This is a genomic window from Pseudomonas sp. MEJ086 (assembly GCF_030209025.1).
In the GTDB taxonomy this organism is placed as follows: domain Bacteria; phylum Pseudomonadota; class Gammaproteobacteria; order Pseudomonadales; family Pseudomonadaceae; genus Aquipseudomonas; species Aquipseudomonas fulva_A.
Genome location: NZ_JARVSV010000035.1, coordinates 62177 through 79599 on the forward strand (window position 1 = coordinate 62177; position 17423 = coordinate 79599).

General features: G+C 64.2%; 17 protein-coding genes. 11 read left to right on the plus strand and 6 right to left on the minus strand.

Annotated features, from left to right (window positions below):
• Window positions 1–18: 18 nt before the first annotated feature.
• Complete coding sequence (locus QRN22_RS21500; protein WP_042554843.1) at window positions 19–1035, minus strand: zinc-binding alcohol dehydrogenase family protein; 1017 nt, start codon at window positions 1033–1035, stop codon at window positions 19–21.
• A gap of 109 nt (window positions 1036–1144) precedes the next feature.
• Between QRN22_RS21500 and QRN22_RS21505 the strand changes: the two genes are divergently transcribed.
• The 4 genes from QRN22_RS21505 (at window position 1145) to QRN22_RS21520 (ending at window position 4676) form a co-directional block, all read left to right on the plus strand.
• Window positions 1145–2071 carry a LysR family transcriptional regulator gene (locus tag QRN22_RS21505; protein ID WP_042554844.1) on the plus strand — a complete coding sequence of 309 codons (927 nt, stop codon included), beginning with the start codon at window positions 1145–1147 and terminating at the stop codon, window positions 2069–2071.
• Window positions 2072–2307: 236 nt separating this feature from the next.
• On the plus strand, window positions 2308–2697 hold the full coding sequence (locus tag QRN22_RS21510; RefSeq protein WP_042554845.1) for a DUF2946 domain-containing protein: 390 nt from the start codon (window positions 2308–2310) through the stop codon (window positions 2695–2697).
• Between the two features lie 75 nt (window positions 2698–2772).
• The gene (locus QRN22_RS21515) at window positions 2773–4137 is read left to right on the plus strand and encodes a PepSY-associated TM helix domain-containing protein (RefSeq protein WP_042554846.1); all 1365 of its coding nucleotides are present in this window, start codon (window positions 2773–2775) and stop codon (window positions 4135–4137) included.
• Window positions 4138–4196: 59 nt separating this feature from the next.
• Entirely contained in the window at window positions 4197–4676 is a 480-nt protein-coding gene (locus QRN22_RS21520) for a copper chaperone PCu(A)C (protein WP_042554847.1), read from the plus strand.
• A 395-nt stretch (window positions 4677–5071) separates the two neighbouring features.
• On the opposite strand, the gene QRN22_RS21525 is transcribed toward QRN22_RS21520, so the two are convergent.
• The gene (locus QRN22_RS21525; protein WP_042554848.1) at window positions 5072–6019 is read right to left on the minus strand and encodes an adenosine deaminase; all 948 of its coding nucleotides are present in this window, start codon (window positions 6017–6019) and stop codon (window positions 5072–5074) included.
• A 155-nt stretch (window positions 6020–6174) separates the two neighbouring features.
• Between QRN22_RS21525 and QRN22_RS21530 the strand changes: the two genes are divergently transcribed.
• The gene (locus QRN22_RS21530) at window positions 6175–7272 is read left to right on the plus strand and encodes a calcium:cation antiporter (protein ID WP_042554849.1); all 1098 of its coding nucleotides are present in this window, start codon (window positions 6175–6177) and stop codon (window positions 7270–7272) included.
• Between the two features lie 154 nt (window positions 7273–7426).
• On the opposite strand, the gene QRN22_RS21535 is transcribed toward QRN22_RS21530, so the two are convergent.
• Window positions 7427–8113, minus strand: coding sequence for an SDR family oxidoreductase (locus QRN22_RS21535; RefSeq protein WP_042554850.1), 687 nt, complete (start codon window positions 8111–8113; stop codon window positions 7427–7429).
• A 199-nt stretch (window positions 8114–8312) separates the two neighbouring features.
• Between QRN22_RS21535 and QRN22_RS21540 the strand changes: the two genes are divergently transcribed.
• Complete coding sequence (locus QRN22_RS21540; protein WP_042554851.1) at window positions 8313–9626, plus strand: CitMHS family transporter; 1314 nt, start codon at window positions 8313–8315, stop codon at window positions 9624–9626.
• Window positions 9627–9669: 43 nt separating this feature from the next.
• Here QRN22_RS21540 and QRN22_RS21545 read toward each other — a convergent pair whose 3' ends face one another.
• A complete protein-coding gene (locus tag QRN22_RS21545; RefSeq protein ID WP_042554852.1) occupies window positions 9670–10311 on the minus strand; it encodes a Rossmann-fold NAD(P)-binding domain-containing protein in 642 nt (213 codons plus the stop codon).
• Between the two features lie 32 nt (window positions 10312–10343).
• Window positions 10344–12050, minus strand: a complete 1707-nt coding sequence (locus tag QRN22_RS21550; protein ID WP_042554853.1) for a C13 family peptidase — start codon at window positions 12048–12050, stop codon at window positions 10344–10346.
• Window positions 12051–12245: 195 nt separating this feature from the next.
• On the opposite strand from QRN22_RS21550, the gene QRN22_RS21555 reads away from it, so the two are divergent.
• From QRN22_RS21555 to QRN22_RS21565, 3 genes are read left to right on the plus strand one after another with little or no spacing between them, the layout of a single operon-like run.
• Window positions 12246–12608 (plus strand): CidA/LrgA family protein, encoded by a 363-nt coding sequence (locus QRN22_RS21555; protein ID WP_042554854.1) that lies wholly within the window; start codon window positions 12246–12248, stop codon window positions 12606–12608.
• The gene (locus QRN22_RS21560) at window positions 12605–13321 is read left to right on the plus strand and encodes an LrgB family protein (protein ID WP_042554855.1); all 717 of its coding nucleotides are present in this window, start codon (window positions 12605–12607) and stop codon (window positions 13319–13321) included. The genes QRN22_RS21555 and QRN22_RS21560 overlap by 4 nt, the downstream gene beginning before the upstream one ends.
• 8 nt (window positions 13322–13329) lie before the next feature.
• Window positions 13330–13923 carry an LON peptidase substrate-binding domain-containing protein gene (locus QRN22_RS21565; RefSeq protein WP_042554856.1) on the plus strand — a complete coding sequence of 198 codons (594 nt, stop codon included), beginning with the start codon at window positions 13330–13332 and terminating at the stop codon, window positions 13921–13923.
• Here QRN22_RS21565 and QRN22_RS21570 read toward each other — a convergent pair.
• Entirely contained in the window at window positions 13917–15233 is a 1317-nt protein-coding gene (locus QRN22_RS21570; RefSeq protein WP_042554857.1) for a bifunctional DedA family/phosphatase PAP2 family protein, read from the minus strand. The genes QRN22_RS21565 and QRN22_RS21570 overlap by 7 nt on opposite strands.
• Before the next feature lie 266 nt (window positions 15234–15499).
• Here QRN22_RS21570 and QRN22_RS21575 point away from each other — a divergent pair, with 266 nt between their 5' ends.
• Both QRN22_RS21575 and nadD read left to right on the plus strand, forming a co-directional pair.
• Window positions 15500–16765: a glutamate-5-semialdehyde dehydrogenase gene (locus QRN22_RS21575; protein ID WP_042554858.1), complete on the plus strand. Its 1266-nt coding sequence runs from the start codon at window positions 15500–15502 to the stop codon at window positions 16763–16765.
• The gene (nadD, locus tag QRN22_RS21580; RefSeq protein WP_042554859.1) at window positions 16765–17409 is read left to right on the plus strand and encodes a nicotinate-nucleotide adenylyltransferase; all 645 of its coding nucleotides are present in this window, start codon (window positions 16765–16767) and stop codon (window positions 17407–17409) included. The genes QRN22_RS21575 and nadD overlap by 1 nt, the downstream gene beginning before the upstream one ends.
• Window positions 17410–17423: the final 14 nt, after the last annotated feature.

Sequence of the window (17423 nt, forward strand, 5' to 3'; positions counted from 1 at the left end):
CCCACCCTAAGGGCGTCGTCAGAAACCTTCCAGCACGATCTTGCCCTTCGCCTTGCCGCTTTCCAGCAGGGCATGGGCGCGGCGCAGGTTGTCGGCGTTGATGGTGCCGTAGTGTTCGCCCAGCGTGGTTTTCAGGGTGCCGGCGTCGACCAGATCGGCAACGCGGTCGAGCAGGCGGTGCTGTTCGATCATGTCGGCGGTTTCGAACAGCGAGCGGGTGAACATCAGTTCCCAGTGCAGGGAAATGCTCTTGCGCTTGAGTTTCATCACGTCCAGCGGCTGGAGCGGATCGTCGATCAGTGCCAGACGGCCTTGGGGCGCCAACGCTTCGACCAGTGCATCGTAGTGCTGGTCGGTCTGGGTCAGGCTGGCTACGTGTGTGACCTGAGGAATGCCGATACGCGCCAGTTCCTCGTTCAGTGGTTTGCTGTGGTCGATCACATGGTGAGCGCCCAGCTCCTGTACCCAGGCCTGGGTCTCCGGGCGCGAGGCGGTGCCGATCACGGTCAGCCCGGTGAGCTGCCGCGCCAGTTGCACCAGTATCGACCCGACGCCACCCGCAGCGCCGATGATCAGCAGGCTCTGGCCTTGGTCGACACTACCGCTGGTGACCTGCAAGCGGTCGAACAGCAGCTCCCAGGCGGTGATCGCCGTGAGCGGCATGGCGGCGGCTTCGGCGAAGGGCAGGCTGCGTGGTTTACGCCCGACGATACGTTCGTCGACCAGATGCAATTCGCTGTTGGCACCAGCGCGATTGATGGCGCCTGCGTAGGAAACCTCATCGCCGACCCTGAACAGCGTGACGTCGCTACCGACCGCCTTGACCACGCCGGCGGCATCCCAGCCCAGTACCTTGGCCTGGCCTTGCTCGGGGGCCACGTTACGACGGATCTTGGTGTCCACCGGGTTCACCGAGATGGCTTTGACCTCGACGAGCAGATCCCGTGGGCCGGGGGTCGGCGCATCCAGTTGCACGTCCTGCAGGGCTTGCGGGTTATCGATGGGCAACGACTGGTGATAGGCGACGGCTTTCATGGAGGAGTCCTGTAGGGGCGTGAGATGAGCGCAGCTTGCGCCATTCCATTGCTAGGAAAAACCAGATGAAGGTAGAGTCTCTTTCAATATTTTTTTGAAGATCGACGCCATGCTGCGTTTTGACGACCTGCAACTGTTCGTGCGCATCGCCGGGGAAGGTAGCCTGTCTGCCGCAGCCCGCCAGCTCGCTATCTCGCCTGCGGTGGCCAGCGCCGGCCTCAAGCGCCTGGAGCAGCAGTTGCAGGCGCGTCTGTTCGTGCGCTCGACCCGTAGCCTGCGGCTGACGGCCGAGGGGGAAGGTTTTCTCGAGCATGCCCGGCAGGCGTTGCAGAGCCTGGAGGCCGGACGCCAGCAGCTGGCCGGGAGCAAATCCGCCATCAGCGGGCCGCTGCAGCTCTCGGTGCCGTCCGATTTCGGCCGCAATACCCTGCTGCCGTGGCTCGAGACCTTCATGCAGACGCACCCGCAGGTGCAGTTGCGGCTGCTGCTCGGCGACCGGGTTACCGATCTGTTTCGCGAGCCCGTGGATATCGCCCTGCGTTACGGTGAACCGGAAGACTCGAGACTGGTGGCCTTGCCCGTGGCGCCAGGCAATCGCCGGGTGTTGTGCGCCGCGCCAGCCTACCTGCAGCGCCACGGCGAGCCGCGGCAGATCGGTGACCTGCGCGAGCATAACTGCCTGATCTACATGCTCGGCGGTCGCGCCTACGAGCGTTGGCGTTTTCATGAGGGGGACGCCGAGCACAGCCTGCAGGTCGCCGGCGACCGGCTCAGCGATGACGCCGATGTGGTGCGGCGATGGGCCGTGGCCGGGGCGGGCGTGGTGTACAAATCCTGGCTGGATGTGGCAGGCGACGTGCACGCCGGGCGCCTCACGGTCTTGCTGCCGGATCTGCAGGGGGAGCCGACGCCCCTCAATCTGATCTGCACCCACCGCGAGCAACTGAGCAAGCCGGTGCACCTGTTGCGCGATTTCGTCCAGGCGCGCTGCGCCGAACTGCTGGCGCAGGCTCCGTGGGGAGCTAGGGTCTGTTGACGCTTCAGCGCAAGCCGCGTTGCTGCGAGAAATCTCGCAAGGCCGGGCGGCGATCCGCAAGGCGGAGGACGCAGGGAATGGTGTTCCTTTTTCAAGTTCTCCAACGACGTATGGCGAGATTTCCCGCGCAACCCGTAGGGCCGGGCCGACGCGGTCGTGCTGAAGCGTCAACAGACCTTATACTGCGGCAATCCACCGCAGCACCTGACACGCTACAGGCCCTAAAATCGTCGCCCATGAACCTGTCCCGCTCTGATCGCTCGTTGCTTGCCTGGGTGCTGTATTTCAGCGTCCTGTTCAGCGCGTTCGCCTGTGCCATCGGCCACGGGCAGATGACCGGTCTGCAGCTCAGCGGCATGGACGGCGGTTACTGCGCCCTGGATGCCAGTGGCAGTGCTGGCATGGACATGGGCGGCGTCGATTCCGGCATGCCCATGCCCTCGACGGGCTCCGGTTGCCCGCTGTGCTCCACCTTCGTCGCCCTGGCGCTGGCTGCCTTCTTCGGCCTGCTGGGCTTGTTGCCACGCCAGCGCCCGACCAACCCTCGCCCCACTGCCGAACCCGGCGGGGCCGTGCGTTATCTCTGGCCATCGGCCAATCCTCGCGCTTCTCCGCTCACCGCCTGACTTCGTTTAGTTGTCTTTGCCTGCCGCGCGCTTTGCGTCGTGGGCAATTCGCTTACGCACAAGATCGGGCTTCCCATGAGAAACGCGACACCCTCGTTCTACAACCTGGCCTGGCGCTGGCATTTCTATGCCGGCCTGTTCGTCATTCCCTTCATGATCATGCTATCGGTGACCGGCATCGTTTACCTGTTCAAGCCCCAGCTCGATCAGTTGATGTACGCCGACCTGCTGCAGGTGCAGGCCAGCGGCCCGTCGCTGACAGCCGATGAAATGTTTGCTCGGGTGCAGGCGGTCTACCCCCAGGGCAGCGTCAGCCAATACCTGCCGCCGGTGGATGTCGACCGTAGCGCGCAGTTCGTCGTCGGGGTTGGCGAGCGCACTCGCAACGTTTTCGTCGACCCTTACAGTGGCGCCATCCTCGGCACTCAGGATGCCCACGACAATCTGCAGGCGCTGGCCCGTGCGGTGCACGCCGACCTGCTGATCGGTACGCCGGGAGATCGTTTGATCGAACTGGCGGCGGGCTGGGGCGTGGTGCTGGTGGTTTCCGGCCTGTATCTCTGGTGGCCGCGGGGGAGCAACAAGGCCGGTGTGCTGTGGCCACGGTTGTCGGCCCGTGGTCGCCTGTTCTGGCGCGACCTGCATGCCGTCACCGGTTTCTGGGGCGCCTTGTTGCTGCTGTTCATGCTGCTCACCGGGATGACCTGGACAGGCTTCTGGGGCAAGCAGTTCGCCGGTGCCTGGAACCACTTCCCGGCGGCCATGTGGGACGAGGTACCGACCTCGGACCGGCAGGCCGGTGAGCTCAACCAGAGTCATAAACAGACCGTGCCCTGGGCGCTGGAAAATACCCCGATGCCGGAGTCCGATCCCCATGCGGCGCACAATGGCGGTGCCATGCCGGCCTCCACGGCCAACCCGAGCGTCAGCTTGCAGCAGGTGGTCGATATCGCCAGCGAGCGTGGTGTTCATCCGGGTTACAGCATCACCTTTCCGGCCACCCCCACCGGCGTTTACACCATCGCGCTATTCGCTGACGACCCACGCCACGACGCCACGCTGCATATCGACCAGTACAGTGCCGTCGTCCTGGCCGATGTACGCTGGCGCGATTACGGCCTGGCGGCCCGCACCGTGGAGAGCGGGGTGATGCTGCACATGGGCAAGCTCTATGGTCTGCCGCATCAGTTGTTCATGTTCGTCGTCTGCCTGCTGATTCTGCTCAGTTCGGTCAGCGGGTTGATCATGTGGTGGCGTCGGCGCCCCAGCGGCAGCCTTGGCGTGCCGCCGTTGCGCCATGACCTGCCGCGCTGGAAGGTCGGCGTGGCGATCATGATCGTGCTCGGTGCGCTGTTTCCGCTGGTCGGTGTCTCGCTGCTGCTGATCTGGGCGCTGGACTTTCTGCTGCTGTCACGCCTTTCGGCACGTCGGTTGGCCTGATTTCAAGAGCGTGCCTGCGGGTACGTTCATTCATTCAAATCGCTTCATGGAGAGTTGCCATGTCACTGAAGAAAATCGTTCTAGCCGCCGCTTTGCTGGGCACCAGCCTGCTGGCCAACGCTCACCAGTACGATGCCGGCGAGTTGCATATCGATCATCCCTGGTCGCGGGAAATGCCGCCGGTGGCGCCGACCGCCGCCGCCTATTTCGTGGTGCACAACAAGGGCGCTCAGGATGATCGTCTGCTGTCGGTCGAGACGCCGGTAGCCGGCAAGGCGGAGATTCACGAGCATGCCCACGTGGGCGGCATGATGAAGATGCAGCAGGTTCAGAGCGTGGTGATTCCCGCCGGTGGCGAAGTCAAATTCGCGCCCATGGGGTATCACGTGATGCTGTTCAACCTGAAGCAGCAGGCGAAGAGCGGGGAGCGTTTTCCGCTGACCCTGACCTTCGAGAAGGCAGGCCAGGTGCAGGTCGAGGTGGCGGTACAGAAGGATGAGCCGGCCGCCGAAGGCGGGCATGACCATAAGGGGCATTGATCACACCTGCCGTGCGTGGCAACTTGCCTAACGGTTCTCGCTACGCCGTACTGAGGTGCTTTTTTCCACAAGGCTCACAGGCAACATCAATTGCCCCTTCAGGAGGCCGAGTGGAATCGTTGTGTAGAGGGTTGAGCGGCATGGATGCCGCGAGAGCCGCGATGGGCCAGGGATGGCCCTTCGCGGCGTGCCCTCGGAGCAACGATGTAGCGAGGGAACCCCGGCGAAGCCGGGGCCGGATGTCGGGGCTAGACCTTTTGGTTTCTTTTGGGGCAATGCCAAAAGAAACCCGCTCGTCAGAGCGGAACTGAAGGCAAAAGCAACACGGTAATCCTGACTATCCACAGTGGACGGATAAAAGCGTCGTCCACCCTACACGGCGGCTGAGCGACGTTTCACACCAGTCGAGCGTCCAGGCTGTTCTGCGCCAGGCGCTTGGCCTGGTCTTCGCTCATGCCCAGACCCTCGTGCAGGGCGGCGAAGTTTTCGGTGACGTAGCCGCCGAAGTAGGCCGGGTCGTCGGAATTGACCGTGACCTTCACGCCACGCTCGAGCATGTCGAGGATGTTGTGCTGGCCCATGTGCTCGAACACGCAGAGTTTGGTGTTGGACAACGGGCAGACGGTCAGCGGGATCTGCTCGTCGATGACGCGCTGCATCAGGCGCTCGTCTTCGCTGGCGCGCACGCCGTGGTCGATGCGTTCGATCTTGAGCAGGTCCAGCGCTTCCCAGATGTACTCGGGCGGGCCTTCCTCGCCGGCGTGGGCCACCGCGTGCAAGCCTTCACTGCGGGCCTTGGCGAACACCCGCTCGAACAGCCGCGGCGGGAAGCCTTTCTCCGAACTGTCCAGGCCGACGCCGATGAAGGCGTCACGAAACGGCATGGCCTGCTCCAGAGTCTGGAAGGCCTGCTCTTCAGGCAAGTGGCGCAGGAAGGCGAGGATCAGACCATGGCTGATGCCCAGTTGCTTCTCGCCATCGACCAGCGCCTGCTTGATGCCGCGCAGCACCACTTCGAAGGGTATGCCGCGGTCGGTGTGGGTCTGCGGGTCGAAGAACGGTTCGGTGTGCACCACGTTCTGTGCCTTGCACTTGAGCAGGTAGGCCCAGGTCAGGTCGTAGAAATCCTGCTCGGTGCGCAGCACGTCGGCACCGCGGTAGTACAGATCCAGAAATTCCTGCAGGTTGTTGAAGGCGTAAGCCGCGCGTAGCGCCTCGACATCGTTCCAGGGCAGGGCGATGCGGTTGCGCTCGGCCAGGGCGAACAGCAGCTCGGGCTCCAGAGAGCCTTCCAGGTGCAGGTGCAGTTCGGCCTTTGGCAGGGCGTTGAGCCAGTCGTACATGGGACAATCTCGTTCATCAAACATGGCCGCGAAGTTTAACTCCACGGGCGCGGCCTTGCGGCATCGAGACGCCCGAGCGGTACGTGGGTTGAATTATTTACAGGATGTTGCAGTCGGAGCAGGATCGATCTGCCCCTCTCTGAAAGGAATCGCCCATGTTCAATGCCATCAAGCAGGAATACTGGCTGCTGCTGGCCGTACTCGCCGCGCTCATCGCGCTGCCGTTGGAGCACGCGCTGTTGGGGCATGGCCAGGGTGTTGCCCTGATCGCTGCGATCGCGCTGATCGGTGCCATCGTCTGCGCGTCTCTGCGCGTCGCTCACCACGCCGAGCAACTGGCGGAACGGGTCGGCGATCCGTACGGCACCATGATCCTCACCCTCTCGGCGGTACTGGTCGAGGTGGTGATTCTGGCGATCATGATGAGCAATGAGGCGTCGCCGACGCTGGTGCGCGACACCATCTATTCGGCAGTGATGCTCGACATCAACGGCATCCTCGGTCTGGCTGCGCTGATGGGAGGCATCAAACACGGCGAGCAGCCGTACAACGACGACTCGGCACGTAGCTACAGCGTGATGATCCTCACCGCCATGGGCATTTCCATGGTCGTGCCCGAGTTCATTCCCGAGTCGGACTGGAAAGCGTACTCGGTGTTCACCATCGGCGCCATGCTGGTGCTCTACGCCGTGTTCCTGCGCATGCAGGTAGGCCCGCACAGTTATTTCTTCAGCTACAGCTACCCGGAGAAGAAGAACCGCGGCGGCGGCGACGGCCACGGGGCCGGCGAGTCGCAGGTCAACGTCGCCTGGTCGGTGGGCGTGCTGGTGTTTGGCGTCGTGGTGATCGGCGTGCTTGCCGAGGTGATGTCCCAGGCCCTGGACGTGGGCCTCGAAGGTACCGGCGCACCACCGGTGTTGACCGCCATCGTGGTGGCGGGGATTTCCGCAGCGCCGGAAATTCTCACCGCATTGCGGGCAGCGCTGGCCAACCGCATGCAGTCGGTGGTCAACATCGCCCTCGGTGCGTCGCTGTCGACGGTGATTCTCACCGTGCCCGTGATGGAAGCGATGGCGCTGTACAGTGGCCAGCCGTTCCAGATGGCCATGACCCCCGTGCAGACGGTGATGGTGTTCATCACCCTGATCGTCTGCGCCATCAACCTCAACGACGGTGAAACCAACGCCATCGAGGGCATGACCCACTTCGTGCTGTTCGCCACGTTCATCATGTTGGCGATGTTGGGGCTTTAGGTTGGTGTCTTCGTCGCGGTATTGATGGACCGCGCCCTTGAAGCCAGCCTCGTATCCCGTGGGAGCGGGCCATGCGCGCGATAGATTCGCGGGCATGGCCCGCTCCCACTGTCGAAATACAAGGATGGGCGCCAGCCCCATCAAGTCTTGGTCATTACCAATCGATCTTCTGGCCCTGATAGTCGACGAAGTGGTGGCCGCCCTGGCCGGCAAAGCGTTCTACCTGCTCGATCAAACCGCGGCAGCTGTCGACCACTTCGACCATGGCGCCATCGCCGCCCATGTCGGTCTTCACCCAGCCCGGGTGCAGTGACAGCACCGTCGGGCGTGGTTCCGGCAATTCGCAGACGAAGCTGTTGGTCAGCGAGTTCAGCGCCGCCTTGCTGGCCTTGTACAGCGCCAGGTTATTGCCCTCCGGATTGGCCACGCTGCCCAGCCCCGAGCTCATGAACGCCAGCACCCCGGTCTGTGGTCGCAGCTGACCCACCAGCTTCTCGGCCAGGCGAATCGGCGCCACCACGTTGGTCAGGAACAGCTGGCCCAGTTCTTCAGCCGTCGCGGCCGCAGCGCACTGGTGGCTCGGGCCGAGAATCCCGGCGTTGACGAACAACAGATCGAACACCTGCCCGCTCAGCCGCTGCGTCAGCAGCCGCAGCGCGGCCGCGTCGTCGATATCCAGTGACTCGATCTGCACGCCTTGCAGTGCCTGCAGATCGATGGCTCGGGCGGGATCACGCACCGTGGCGGTGACCTGCCAGCCGTCGGCGTGCAACTGGCGCACCAGGCCCAGGCCGATGCCGCGGGAGGCACCGATGATCAAGGCAGTCCTGTTATAGGGCATGAGGAAACTCCACGGGTTGGCAAGGGCGTCCAGCTTAGCAAGTACAGTGAAGTGTTACCTCTGGTTGCTACATATTCACTGACAAATCATGGGCTTAGATAAACCGATCATAAAGGTTCGCGAAAGGTTGGCTTTCTAGAGTCCGCGCCTCGTGTCCGTGCCCGCACCGACTCACACAAGAAAAAGAGGAGAAATCGGTTTGTTGACCCTGATTGGCCTGTTGACCATCTTCAGCCTGGTTGCACTGCTGCTGAGTGGGCGTATGTCGCCCGTACTGCCATTGATCGTGGTGCCGCTGCTGGGGGCTTTCTGTGCCGGCTTCGGGCCGACGGAAATCTCGGTGTTCTTCACCGACGGCGTAGGTCGAGTGATCACCATCGCCACCATGTTCATCTTCGCCATCACTTTTTTCGGCGTGATGCAGGACACGGGGCTGTTCCGGCCCATCATCGGTTTCATGGTCAAACTGACCCGCGGCAATGTGATCGCCGTTGCCATCGCTACCGCCATCATTGGCATGCTCGCGCACCTCGATGGTGCCGGGGTGACCACCTTCCTGCTGACCATTCCTGCGCTGCTGCCGCTGTACAAGCAGTTGCGCATGAGTCCGTATCTGATGCTGATGCTGCTGGCCATCGGCGCCGGTATCCTCAACATGGTGCCCTGGGCGGGCCCGCTGGGGCGTGCGGCAGCGGTCACCGGTATCGAGGTCACCGAACTGTGGCGGCCGCTGATCGCCGTCCAGGGCGTCGGGGTGGTGCTGCTGGTGGTGATGGCGGCCTTGCTGGGCTGGCGCGAGCAGCGCCGTATCGCCAGCACTGGCGGCACCCTTATCGAGGATGGCGAAAACGATCACACCGGCAACCCCGGCGAGATCAGCGCAGAAGAGCTTGCCCTCGAGCGACCGGGGCGCATGTGGATCAATGCCGGTCTATTCCTGTGCGTGCTGGTGTCATTGTTCACCGGCATCCTGCCAGCAGGCTACGTATTCATGATCGGCCTGAGCCTGGCGCTGCTGATCAACTACCCGAACGGCAAGCTGCAGATGCAGCGCATCGCCGCGCATTCCCCGGCGGCGTTGAGCATGGGCATGATCATTCTGGCAGCAGGCTCGATGCTCGGCATTCTGGCTGGCACCGGAATGCTGTCTTCGATCGCCCAGGATCTGGTCAAGGTGCTGCCCGAGCCCATGGTCGGGCAACTGCACCTGATCCTGGGGTTCTTCGGCTTGCCCATGGAGTTCCTGCTCAGCACCGACGCTTATTACTTCGGCCTGCTGCCCGTGGTACTGGAAGTGGTCGACAGCCATGGCGTGGAAGCCGCCAGCGTGGTCTACGCGCTGATGATCGGCAACATCATCGGCACCTTCATCAGCCCGTTCTCGCCGGCCTTGTGGCTGGCACTGGGCCTGGCTCGCCTGGAGATGGGCCAGCACATCCGCTATTCCTTCTGGTGGATGTGGATCTTCTCGCTGTTGTTGCTTGGCGTTGCATGGGTGCTGGGATTGTTCTGAGGGAATGTGGCGCCGCCTGTGCGGCGCCATCCCATCCAGCCGGTCAGCGGCCGAGACGCTGCAGTTCGTCCGACTCGACCACTCGCAATCCTTCACCTTCTTCGAGAGCCAGGCGCCACAACGCGCGGGCGAGGGCGGTCACTTCGATGGCGCGGTGCTTGCCTGGCAGCCAGCGCATGAAGGGCGCCGCCAGGCGTTCACCGAGGCGGAACTCGTTGCGTGGGCCAAGCAGCAGGGAGGGGCGGGCCAGGGTCAGTTGCGGCCAGCCCTGGGCCTTCAACGCTTCTTCGGTTTCGCCCTTGATGCGGTTGTAGAACACCGACGAGCGCGGGTCCGCGCCAATCGCGCTGACCACCACTAAGTGCCGCGCGCCCAGTTCAAGGGCGCGCTTGCCGAAAGCCACAACCAGGTCGTGATCGACCGCCCGGAAGGCATCCTGCGAACCCGCCTGTTTGATGGTGCTGCCCAGGCAGCAGAACGCCGTGTGCACGGTGCCATCCAGCGTGGGCAGCAGCTCGAGCAGTTCCCCGACCGGGTTTTCCAGGTGGGGATGTTCGGCCAGCGGCCTGCGACTCGGGGCCAGCACACGCTCTACGGTCGGTTCGTTGAGCAAACGGTCGAGCAGGTGTTCGCCGGTCATGCCGGAGGCGCCTGCCAGAAGAATGTGCTGGGGGGTCAGATACATGGTCGATCCTCGACTGCTGTTCGATACGTAGTTTAGAGGGCGGCGGCGGATTTATCGTTCAAGGCCGCTTCGCTTTGCTGTCGACGCAGGGCATTCCAGTGCTCCAGTACGGCAGGCGGCGCCCATATCTGCGGCTCGGACGGCTCGAAACCGTCGGCTTGCTCGCGTTTGGCGACGGCAGCGCTGGCCAGCTCGAAGGCGCGTTGCAGGTCGTCTGTCTCCTGCAGGGCTTCGGCGAACAGCGCGCGGCCGAAATAGGTGAAGTCGGCTTCTTCCGAGCAGCCGAACGACACCCGGTCAGCCCGTGCAGCGGTCATCAGCAGGGTCTTGTCGTCCTTCAGGGCGGGGATGAAGCCCCCGGAGTAGCAGGCGGAAATCACCACCACCTTGTGGCGGTCGGCCAGCGGTTGCAGCAGTGTCGCCAGCTCGTCGGCGGGCAGGTCGGCCAGTTGCAGGCGTGGCTGATCCAGGTTCAGTTCATGGCCCCGCGAGCCGTGGCTGGTCAGGTAGATGAACACCAGGTCTTCCGGACCGCTGCGTTCGGCGATGGCGCGTACCGCGCGGCGCAGGTTTTCCCGGGTTGCCAGCGGGCGGTCTGCCAGGTGATCGCGGTGGTTGGCCAGGGTGATGCGGCCATAGGCGGAAAAGCGCCCTGCGAGCAGGTCGGCGACGTAGTCGGCCTCGCGCAGGAACACGCTCTGCTTGCCGTCGCCGGCCAGGGTCAGGGCGTAGAGTTCGCTGCGTGGAGTGGACGCTGGCAGTGCGGCGATGGCCTGGTCGAGCAGTTCGCCCTGTTTCAGCAGGCCGATTTCCAGCGGGTCCGGCAGGGCCTGGCCGTTTTCGTCACGCACGCGCAGGCCGCGCCGCCAAGTGCCTTGCTGGCGGCTGCCGTCGGCCAGGGTCAGGGTGCCTTCGCCATGGAAGCGGCCGTTGGCGAAGCCGCCGTCGAAGCGGCTGCCATCAGGCTGCTGCAGGTGACCTTCGCCCTGATAACGCCACTCCTTGAACTGCCCCTGGTAGCGCTCGCCATCGGCGCCGGTGTACTCGCCCTTGCCGTTGAGCGCGCCCTCAGCGAAGGTGCCACTCCAGACATTGCCCGCTGCGCTCTGGTAGCGGCCTTTGCCGTGGAACAGGCTGTTGCGCAGTTCGCCGTCGTAGCTGTCGCCGTCGCTGCCCTGGTAGTTGCCGTCGCCCTTGAGTTCTCCACCCACGAAGTGGCCAGAGAGCTGATTGCCGAGTTCGTCCTGATGCACGCCCTGGCCGTCGGGCAGGCCTTTTACGAACTGGCCCTGAAATCGGCTGCCGTCGGCTTGCTCGAGCGTACCCAGACCGTGAAAGCGGCCATCGCGGAACTGCCCACGGTAAGTCTGTCCGGCTTCCTCCAGCGTGCCTTCGCCACTGAAGCGACCCTTGGCGAAGCCGCCGCTATAGCGGCTGCCGTCTGCGCGCTTCAGCGTGCCCTGGCCCTCGAAGGTGCCTGCGGCGAATTCGCCGACATAATGCTCGCCACTGGCGCCGTGCCATTCACCGCTACCGTGGCGCAGGCCGTCGAGGAAGTATCCGGTGAACCAGCTGCCGTCGGGGTAATCCAGACGGCCCTTGCCTTGTAGCAGGCCGTCGACCACATTGCCGTGATAGCGCGAACCGTCCGGCAGCGTCGCATCGGGGGGTAGAAGGGGCGTGCTCTGGCTGCAGGCGGCGAGGGAGAGAACCAGAGCCAGGGGCGCGAGGCGAAACATGCGGGGACGTCCAGGTCAGATGAGCGATGCGGCCAGTATGCCGCAAAGCGTCCGCCCACGCCCAGGCAGCCAGGGCGCCCCTGCCGATGAGTCACGGCCACTGTTAAGCCGCCGCCGTTACCTGCCTATAATGGCCGCCTTGTAGGGTGGTGCGTCCCGCTTGGGGCACCTGCCCAGCGTCTGAGGGGAGTCTTCATGCTGCTTCGTGGCCTGTTCTGGCTGGTGCTGTGCCAACTGCTCGGCACGGCGATCAATGCGCTGTTCCTGCCCATGCTGCCAGGGCCGATTCTCGGCATGCTGCTGCTGGTGGTGTTTCTGCTTTGTCGTGGTCAGGTCGACGAGCCGATCCAGCAGGCCGCCAGCAGCCTGCTCAAGTACCTGCCGCTGTTGCTGGTGCCGCCTGCCGTCGGGGTGATGGCCTACGCGGAGGCGATCGTCGCCGACTTCTGGGCGGTGATCGGTGCGCTGGTGCTTTCCTTGATCCTGTCCCTGGTGTTCGCCGGCTGGATGATGCAGAAACTGATCGAGCGCCAGACGCGCCGCCGGGGGGAGGGATGACGCTCGACTGGCACGGCGCCTGGATGGCCGTCACCCACCACCCGCTGTTCGGCGCCGGCATCACCCTCGGCGCCTATCAACTGGCTATCGCTGCTTACGAGAAAACTCGCTGGGTATTCCTGCAGCCGGTACTGGTATCGACCCTGCTGGTCATCGCCATTCTGCTGCTCTGTGGGCTGACCTTCAGCGAGTACAAGAGCGGTGCCGAGGCGCTGACCATTTTCCTGGGCCCTGCCACCGTCGCGCTGGCCGTGCCGCTGTACCTCAACCTACGGCGTATCCGTCAGGTATTCTGGCCCACCGTGCTGACCCTGCTGATCGCCGGGGTGGTCGCTACCGTCCTCGGTGTCGCGCTGGCCTGGATGCTGGGTGCCGAGCACAACATGCTGATGAGCATGGCGCCCAAGTCGGTGACCTCGCCAATCGCCATGCTGGTGGCCAGCCAGATCGGCGGCTTGGCAGCGCTGGCTGCGGTGTTCGTGATGATCACCGGCGTGCTGGGGGCGATCATCGGGCCGTCGCTGCTGCGCTGGTGTGGCGTCCATCACCACGCCGCCGTGGGCATGGCTCTGGGCATGACCGCCCATGCGGTCGGCACCTCGCGAGCCATGCAGGAAAGCGAGGAATGTGGCGCCTTCGCGGCTCTGGCCATGAGCCTGATGGGCGTGTTCACGGCCATCCTGCTGCCATTGGCTATCGTCTTCCTGAATTGAGAACCACAATGACCCTACCCCTGTTTCCGCTGCATACCGTTCTGTTTCCCGGCTGCGTGCTGGATCTGCAGATATTCGAAGCACGCTATCTGGACATGATCAGCCGCTGCATGAAGCAGGGCGAAGGCTTCGGCGTGGTGTGCATCGTCGAGGGGGCCGAGGTGGGCGACGCTGCCGAGCGCATCGCGCAGGTGGGCTGCGAAGCGATCATCAGTGATTTCCAGCAGCGTCCCAATGGCCTGCTGGGCATTCGCGTGCAGGGCGGCCGACGGTTTCGCGTCAATCAGGCTCAAGTGCTGCCGGACAAACTGACCCTGGCTCGGATCGAGTGGCTCGAAGAGCAGCCCCAGCGCCCGCTGGACGAGGAACATGCCGACCTGCTGGCACTGCTGGGCGCCCTGGCCGAGCACCCGATGGTCGCCAGCCTGGACATGGGCGGCAGCGCCGACAGCCAGGCCGAACTGGCCGACAAGCTCGGCTATCTACTGCCGTTCAGTGCTGAGCAGAAAATCGCCTTGCTGGCCGAGCCAGACGCCACTCGGCGGCTGGACATGCTGCAGGAACTGGTCGAGCAACTGCAAGGCGACGGTCCGGCTCAATAACGGTAGATCTCCACACCTTCCGACATTCGCCACAGCGCCATGCTGGTGAGCAGCAGGGCGCAGCTTGGCACGATCATCCACCAGACCTTGGCTGGCAGCGGAGGCAGCGAGGCGAAACGCTGCATCAGCGCCAGGCTCATTGCGCACAGGCTGCTGGCCAGCAGGGCGCCAGCGATGATGTCGCTCGGCCAGTGAACGCCCAGATAGACCCGCGACAGGGCGATGCTGAGTGCCGGCAGGCAGGCGAGCAGTATCCAGGTCAGGCGCAGGCGCGCAGGTTGCCCACGGCCAGCGAGCACGGCGGTGGCCAGGAAGAATGCGAAGGCCGCCGAACTGTGTCCGCTGGGGAAACTGTAGGTGTGCAGGGGCTCGAGCAGGATTTCAGGGCGCGCGCGCTCGAACAGCCCCTTGAGGGTGCCATTGGCCAGGGCGGTGCTGAGCATGGCGCCGCCTGCGAACAGCAGAGCCTGCCATTTGCGGGCAAGCAGCAGCAACACGCAGAGCAGGGCGGCGACCGCCAGCTGCACGTCGAAGTCGCCGAAGTGAGTGATCGCCACCGCTACGTAGTCGAAGCGCGGGTTGCGCTCTTCCTGGATCAGCGTCATCAGGCCCTGATCCAGCTGGATCAGATGCGGCCAGCCGATGAACAGGGCGATCAGCAGAATGGTGCCAAGGCCCGCCGCGATCAGGCTGGCCTGTCGCTGTTCGCGCAGGCTGCTCTGGATGGTCAGTACCAGCAGCAGTGCCAGGCCTGCGGCGACCACCGCGGCCTGGGGCCAGAAGCCCTCGGGCAGCGGCAGGCGCAAGGCGGCGCCGGCGGCCCAGCCCGGCACCAGGTAGGCGACTGCCCAGCCTGCGGCGGCGAGCATGCTGACGGCGATGAAGCGGCCGATCGGCATGCTCAGCATGCCAGCGACCATCGGCAGCATCGGCCGCAGCGGGCCTATGTAGCGGCCGAGCAACAGGCTGGCGACACCATAGCGTTCGAAGTAGGTTTCCGCGCCGCTGAGCCACTGCGGATGGCTGCGCAGGCCCGGCAGGCGCCGGATGTCCTGGTGGAAGTAACGACCCAGGGCATAGGAAATGGCGTCGCCAAGCAGGCCGCCGAAGTACGCCAGCGCCAGGGTTTCCCACAGACTCAGGGCGCCATTGCCGGCCATCACGCCGACGGCGAACAGCAGTACGGTGCCGGGAACGATGATGCCGGCGATGGCCAGGCATTCGATGCAGGCGATCAGGAAGATCGCCAGGCCCAGCCATTGCGGGTTGGCCGCAAGCCAGGTAGTCAGACTATCGAGCCACTCGCCCATGTATGGACACCTTATAAATGAGAAATCGCAGCCTTCGACCCATCCATCCGAAAAGCGGTTCCTTCGCCATGTACGTCATGGATGGCCGGGCTGGCGCGGGCGATCATAGCAACAAGGCCCGGCAGAGAGGCAGATGCGCGTATGTCGCAATCGGCTTCGGCTCGCCGCTTGCAGCTGGAAACAACCATCTGCCAGGCGCCGCTGTGCGCGGAGCGGCATGACCGCTATAATCAGCAACTTTTTCCAACTGCCAGACCTGAGTTGCCATGACCGAGTCCGTGCTTGACTACATGACCCGCCTGGGCCGTGCCGCCCGCCAGGCTTCGCGCGTGCTCGCGCGGGCCAGCACCGCGCAGAAGAACCAGGCCCTGCAGGCCGCTGCCGCCGCACTCGACGCCTCGCGCGCCGAGCTGGTTGCCGCCAATGAACGGGATCTCGCCGCTGGCCGTGCCAACGGCCTCGAGCCGGCCATGCTCGATCGTCTGGCGCTGACCCCCAAGGTCATCGACAGCATGATCGAAGGCCTGCGTCAGGTTGCCACGCTGCCCGATCCCATTGGCGAGATCCAGGGCATGCGTTATCTGCCGTCCGGCATTCAGGTCGGCAAGATGCGCGTGCCGCTGGGCGTGATCGGCATCATCTACGAGTCGCGGCCCAATGTGACCATCGATGCGGCCAGCCTGTGTCTGAAGTCCGGCAACGCCACCATTCTGCGGGGCGGCTCCGAGGCCATTCATTCCAATCAGGCCATCGCCCGCTGTATCCAGGCTGGCCTGGCAGAAGCCGGCTTGCCGGCCAGTGCGGTACAGGTCGTGGAAACCACCGACCGCGCCGCCGTGGGCGCGCTGATCACCTTGCCGGAATTCGTCGATGTGATCGTGCCGCGTGGCGGCAAGGGGCTGATCGAGCGCGTCAGCCGCGAAGCCAAGGTGCCGGTGATCAAGCATCTGGATGGTGTCTGCCACGTTTATGTCGATATCGCCGCTGACCTCGACAAGGCCATCCGCGTCTGCGACAACTCGAAGACTCAGCGCTATTCGCCGTGCAACACCATGGAAACCCTGCTGGTGCATGCCGATATCGCTGCACGCGTGCTGCCGCCGCTGGCGGCCATCTATCGTGACAAGGGCGTCGAGCTGCGCGGCGACGCGCAGACCCGCTCGCTGCTGGGCAACGACGTACTGGAAGCCAGCGAAGACGACTGGCATGCCGAGTACAACGCACCGATCCTGGCGATCCGCGTGGTCGATTCGCTGCAAGCGGCCATCGAACACATCAATACCTACGGCTCGCAGCACACCGACGCGATCATCACCGAAAACTTCAGTGATGCCCGGCGTTTCCTTACCGAGGTGGACTCCAGTTCGGTGATGGTCAACGCCTCGACGCGTTTCGCCGATGGTTTCGAGTACGGCCTGGGCGCGGAGATCGGCATTTCCACCGACAAACTGCACGCCCGTGGTCCGGTTGGTCTTTTAGGGCTGACCAGCGAGAAGTACGTGGTATTCGGCGACGGTCACGTGCGCACCTGATGGCCAACCGCAAACGCATCGGGCTGTTGGGCGGTACCTTCGATCCGGTGCATATCGGCCATCTGCGCGGCGCGCTGGAGGTGGTCGAGTTCATGGGGCTGGATGAGTTGCGGTTGATCCCCAGTGCGCGGCCGCCGCACCGGGAAACCCCGCAGGTCGGGGCGCAGGACCGCCTGGCGATGGTCGAGCAGGCCGTGGCGGGATTGCCATCGTTGCGGGTGGACGATCGCGAGCTGCAGCGTGACAAGCCGTCCTACAGCATCGACACCCTGGAGTCGCTGCGTGCCGAGCTGGCAGCGGACGACCAGTTGTTTCTGATTCTGGGCTGGGATGCCTTTTGCGGCTTGCCAGCCTGGCACCGTTGGGACGAGTTGCTGCGCCACTGCCATATTCTGGTGTTGCAGCGCCCGGATGCCGACAGCGAGGCAAGCGAACCGCTGCGTGACCTGCTGGCAGCGCGTAATATCGCCGACCCGCTGGCGCTGCACGGGCCGGCGGGGCAGATTTCTTTCATCTGGCAGACACCGCTGGCGGTGTCTGCCACGCAAATCCGTTCGCTACTGGCGAATGGCCGGTCGGTGCGCTTTCTGGTGCCCGATGCGGTGCTGGCTTATATCAATGCCCATGGACTGTACCGTGGGTAAATCGAACACGAGGC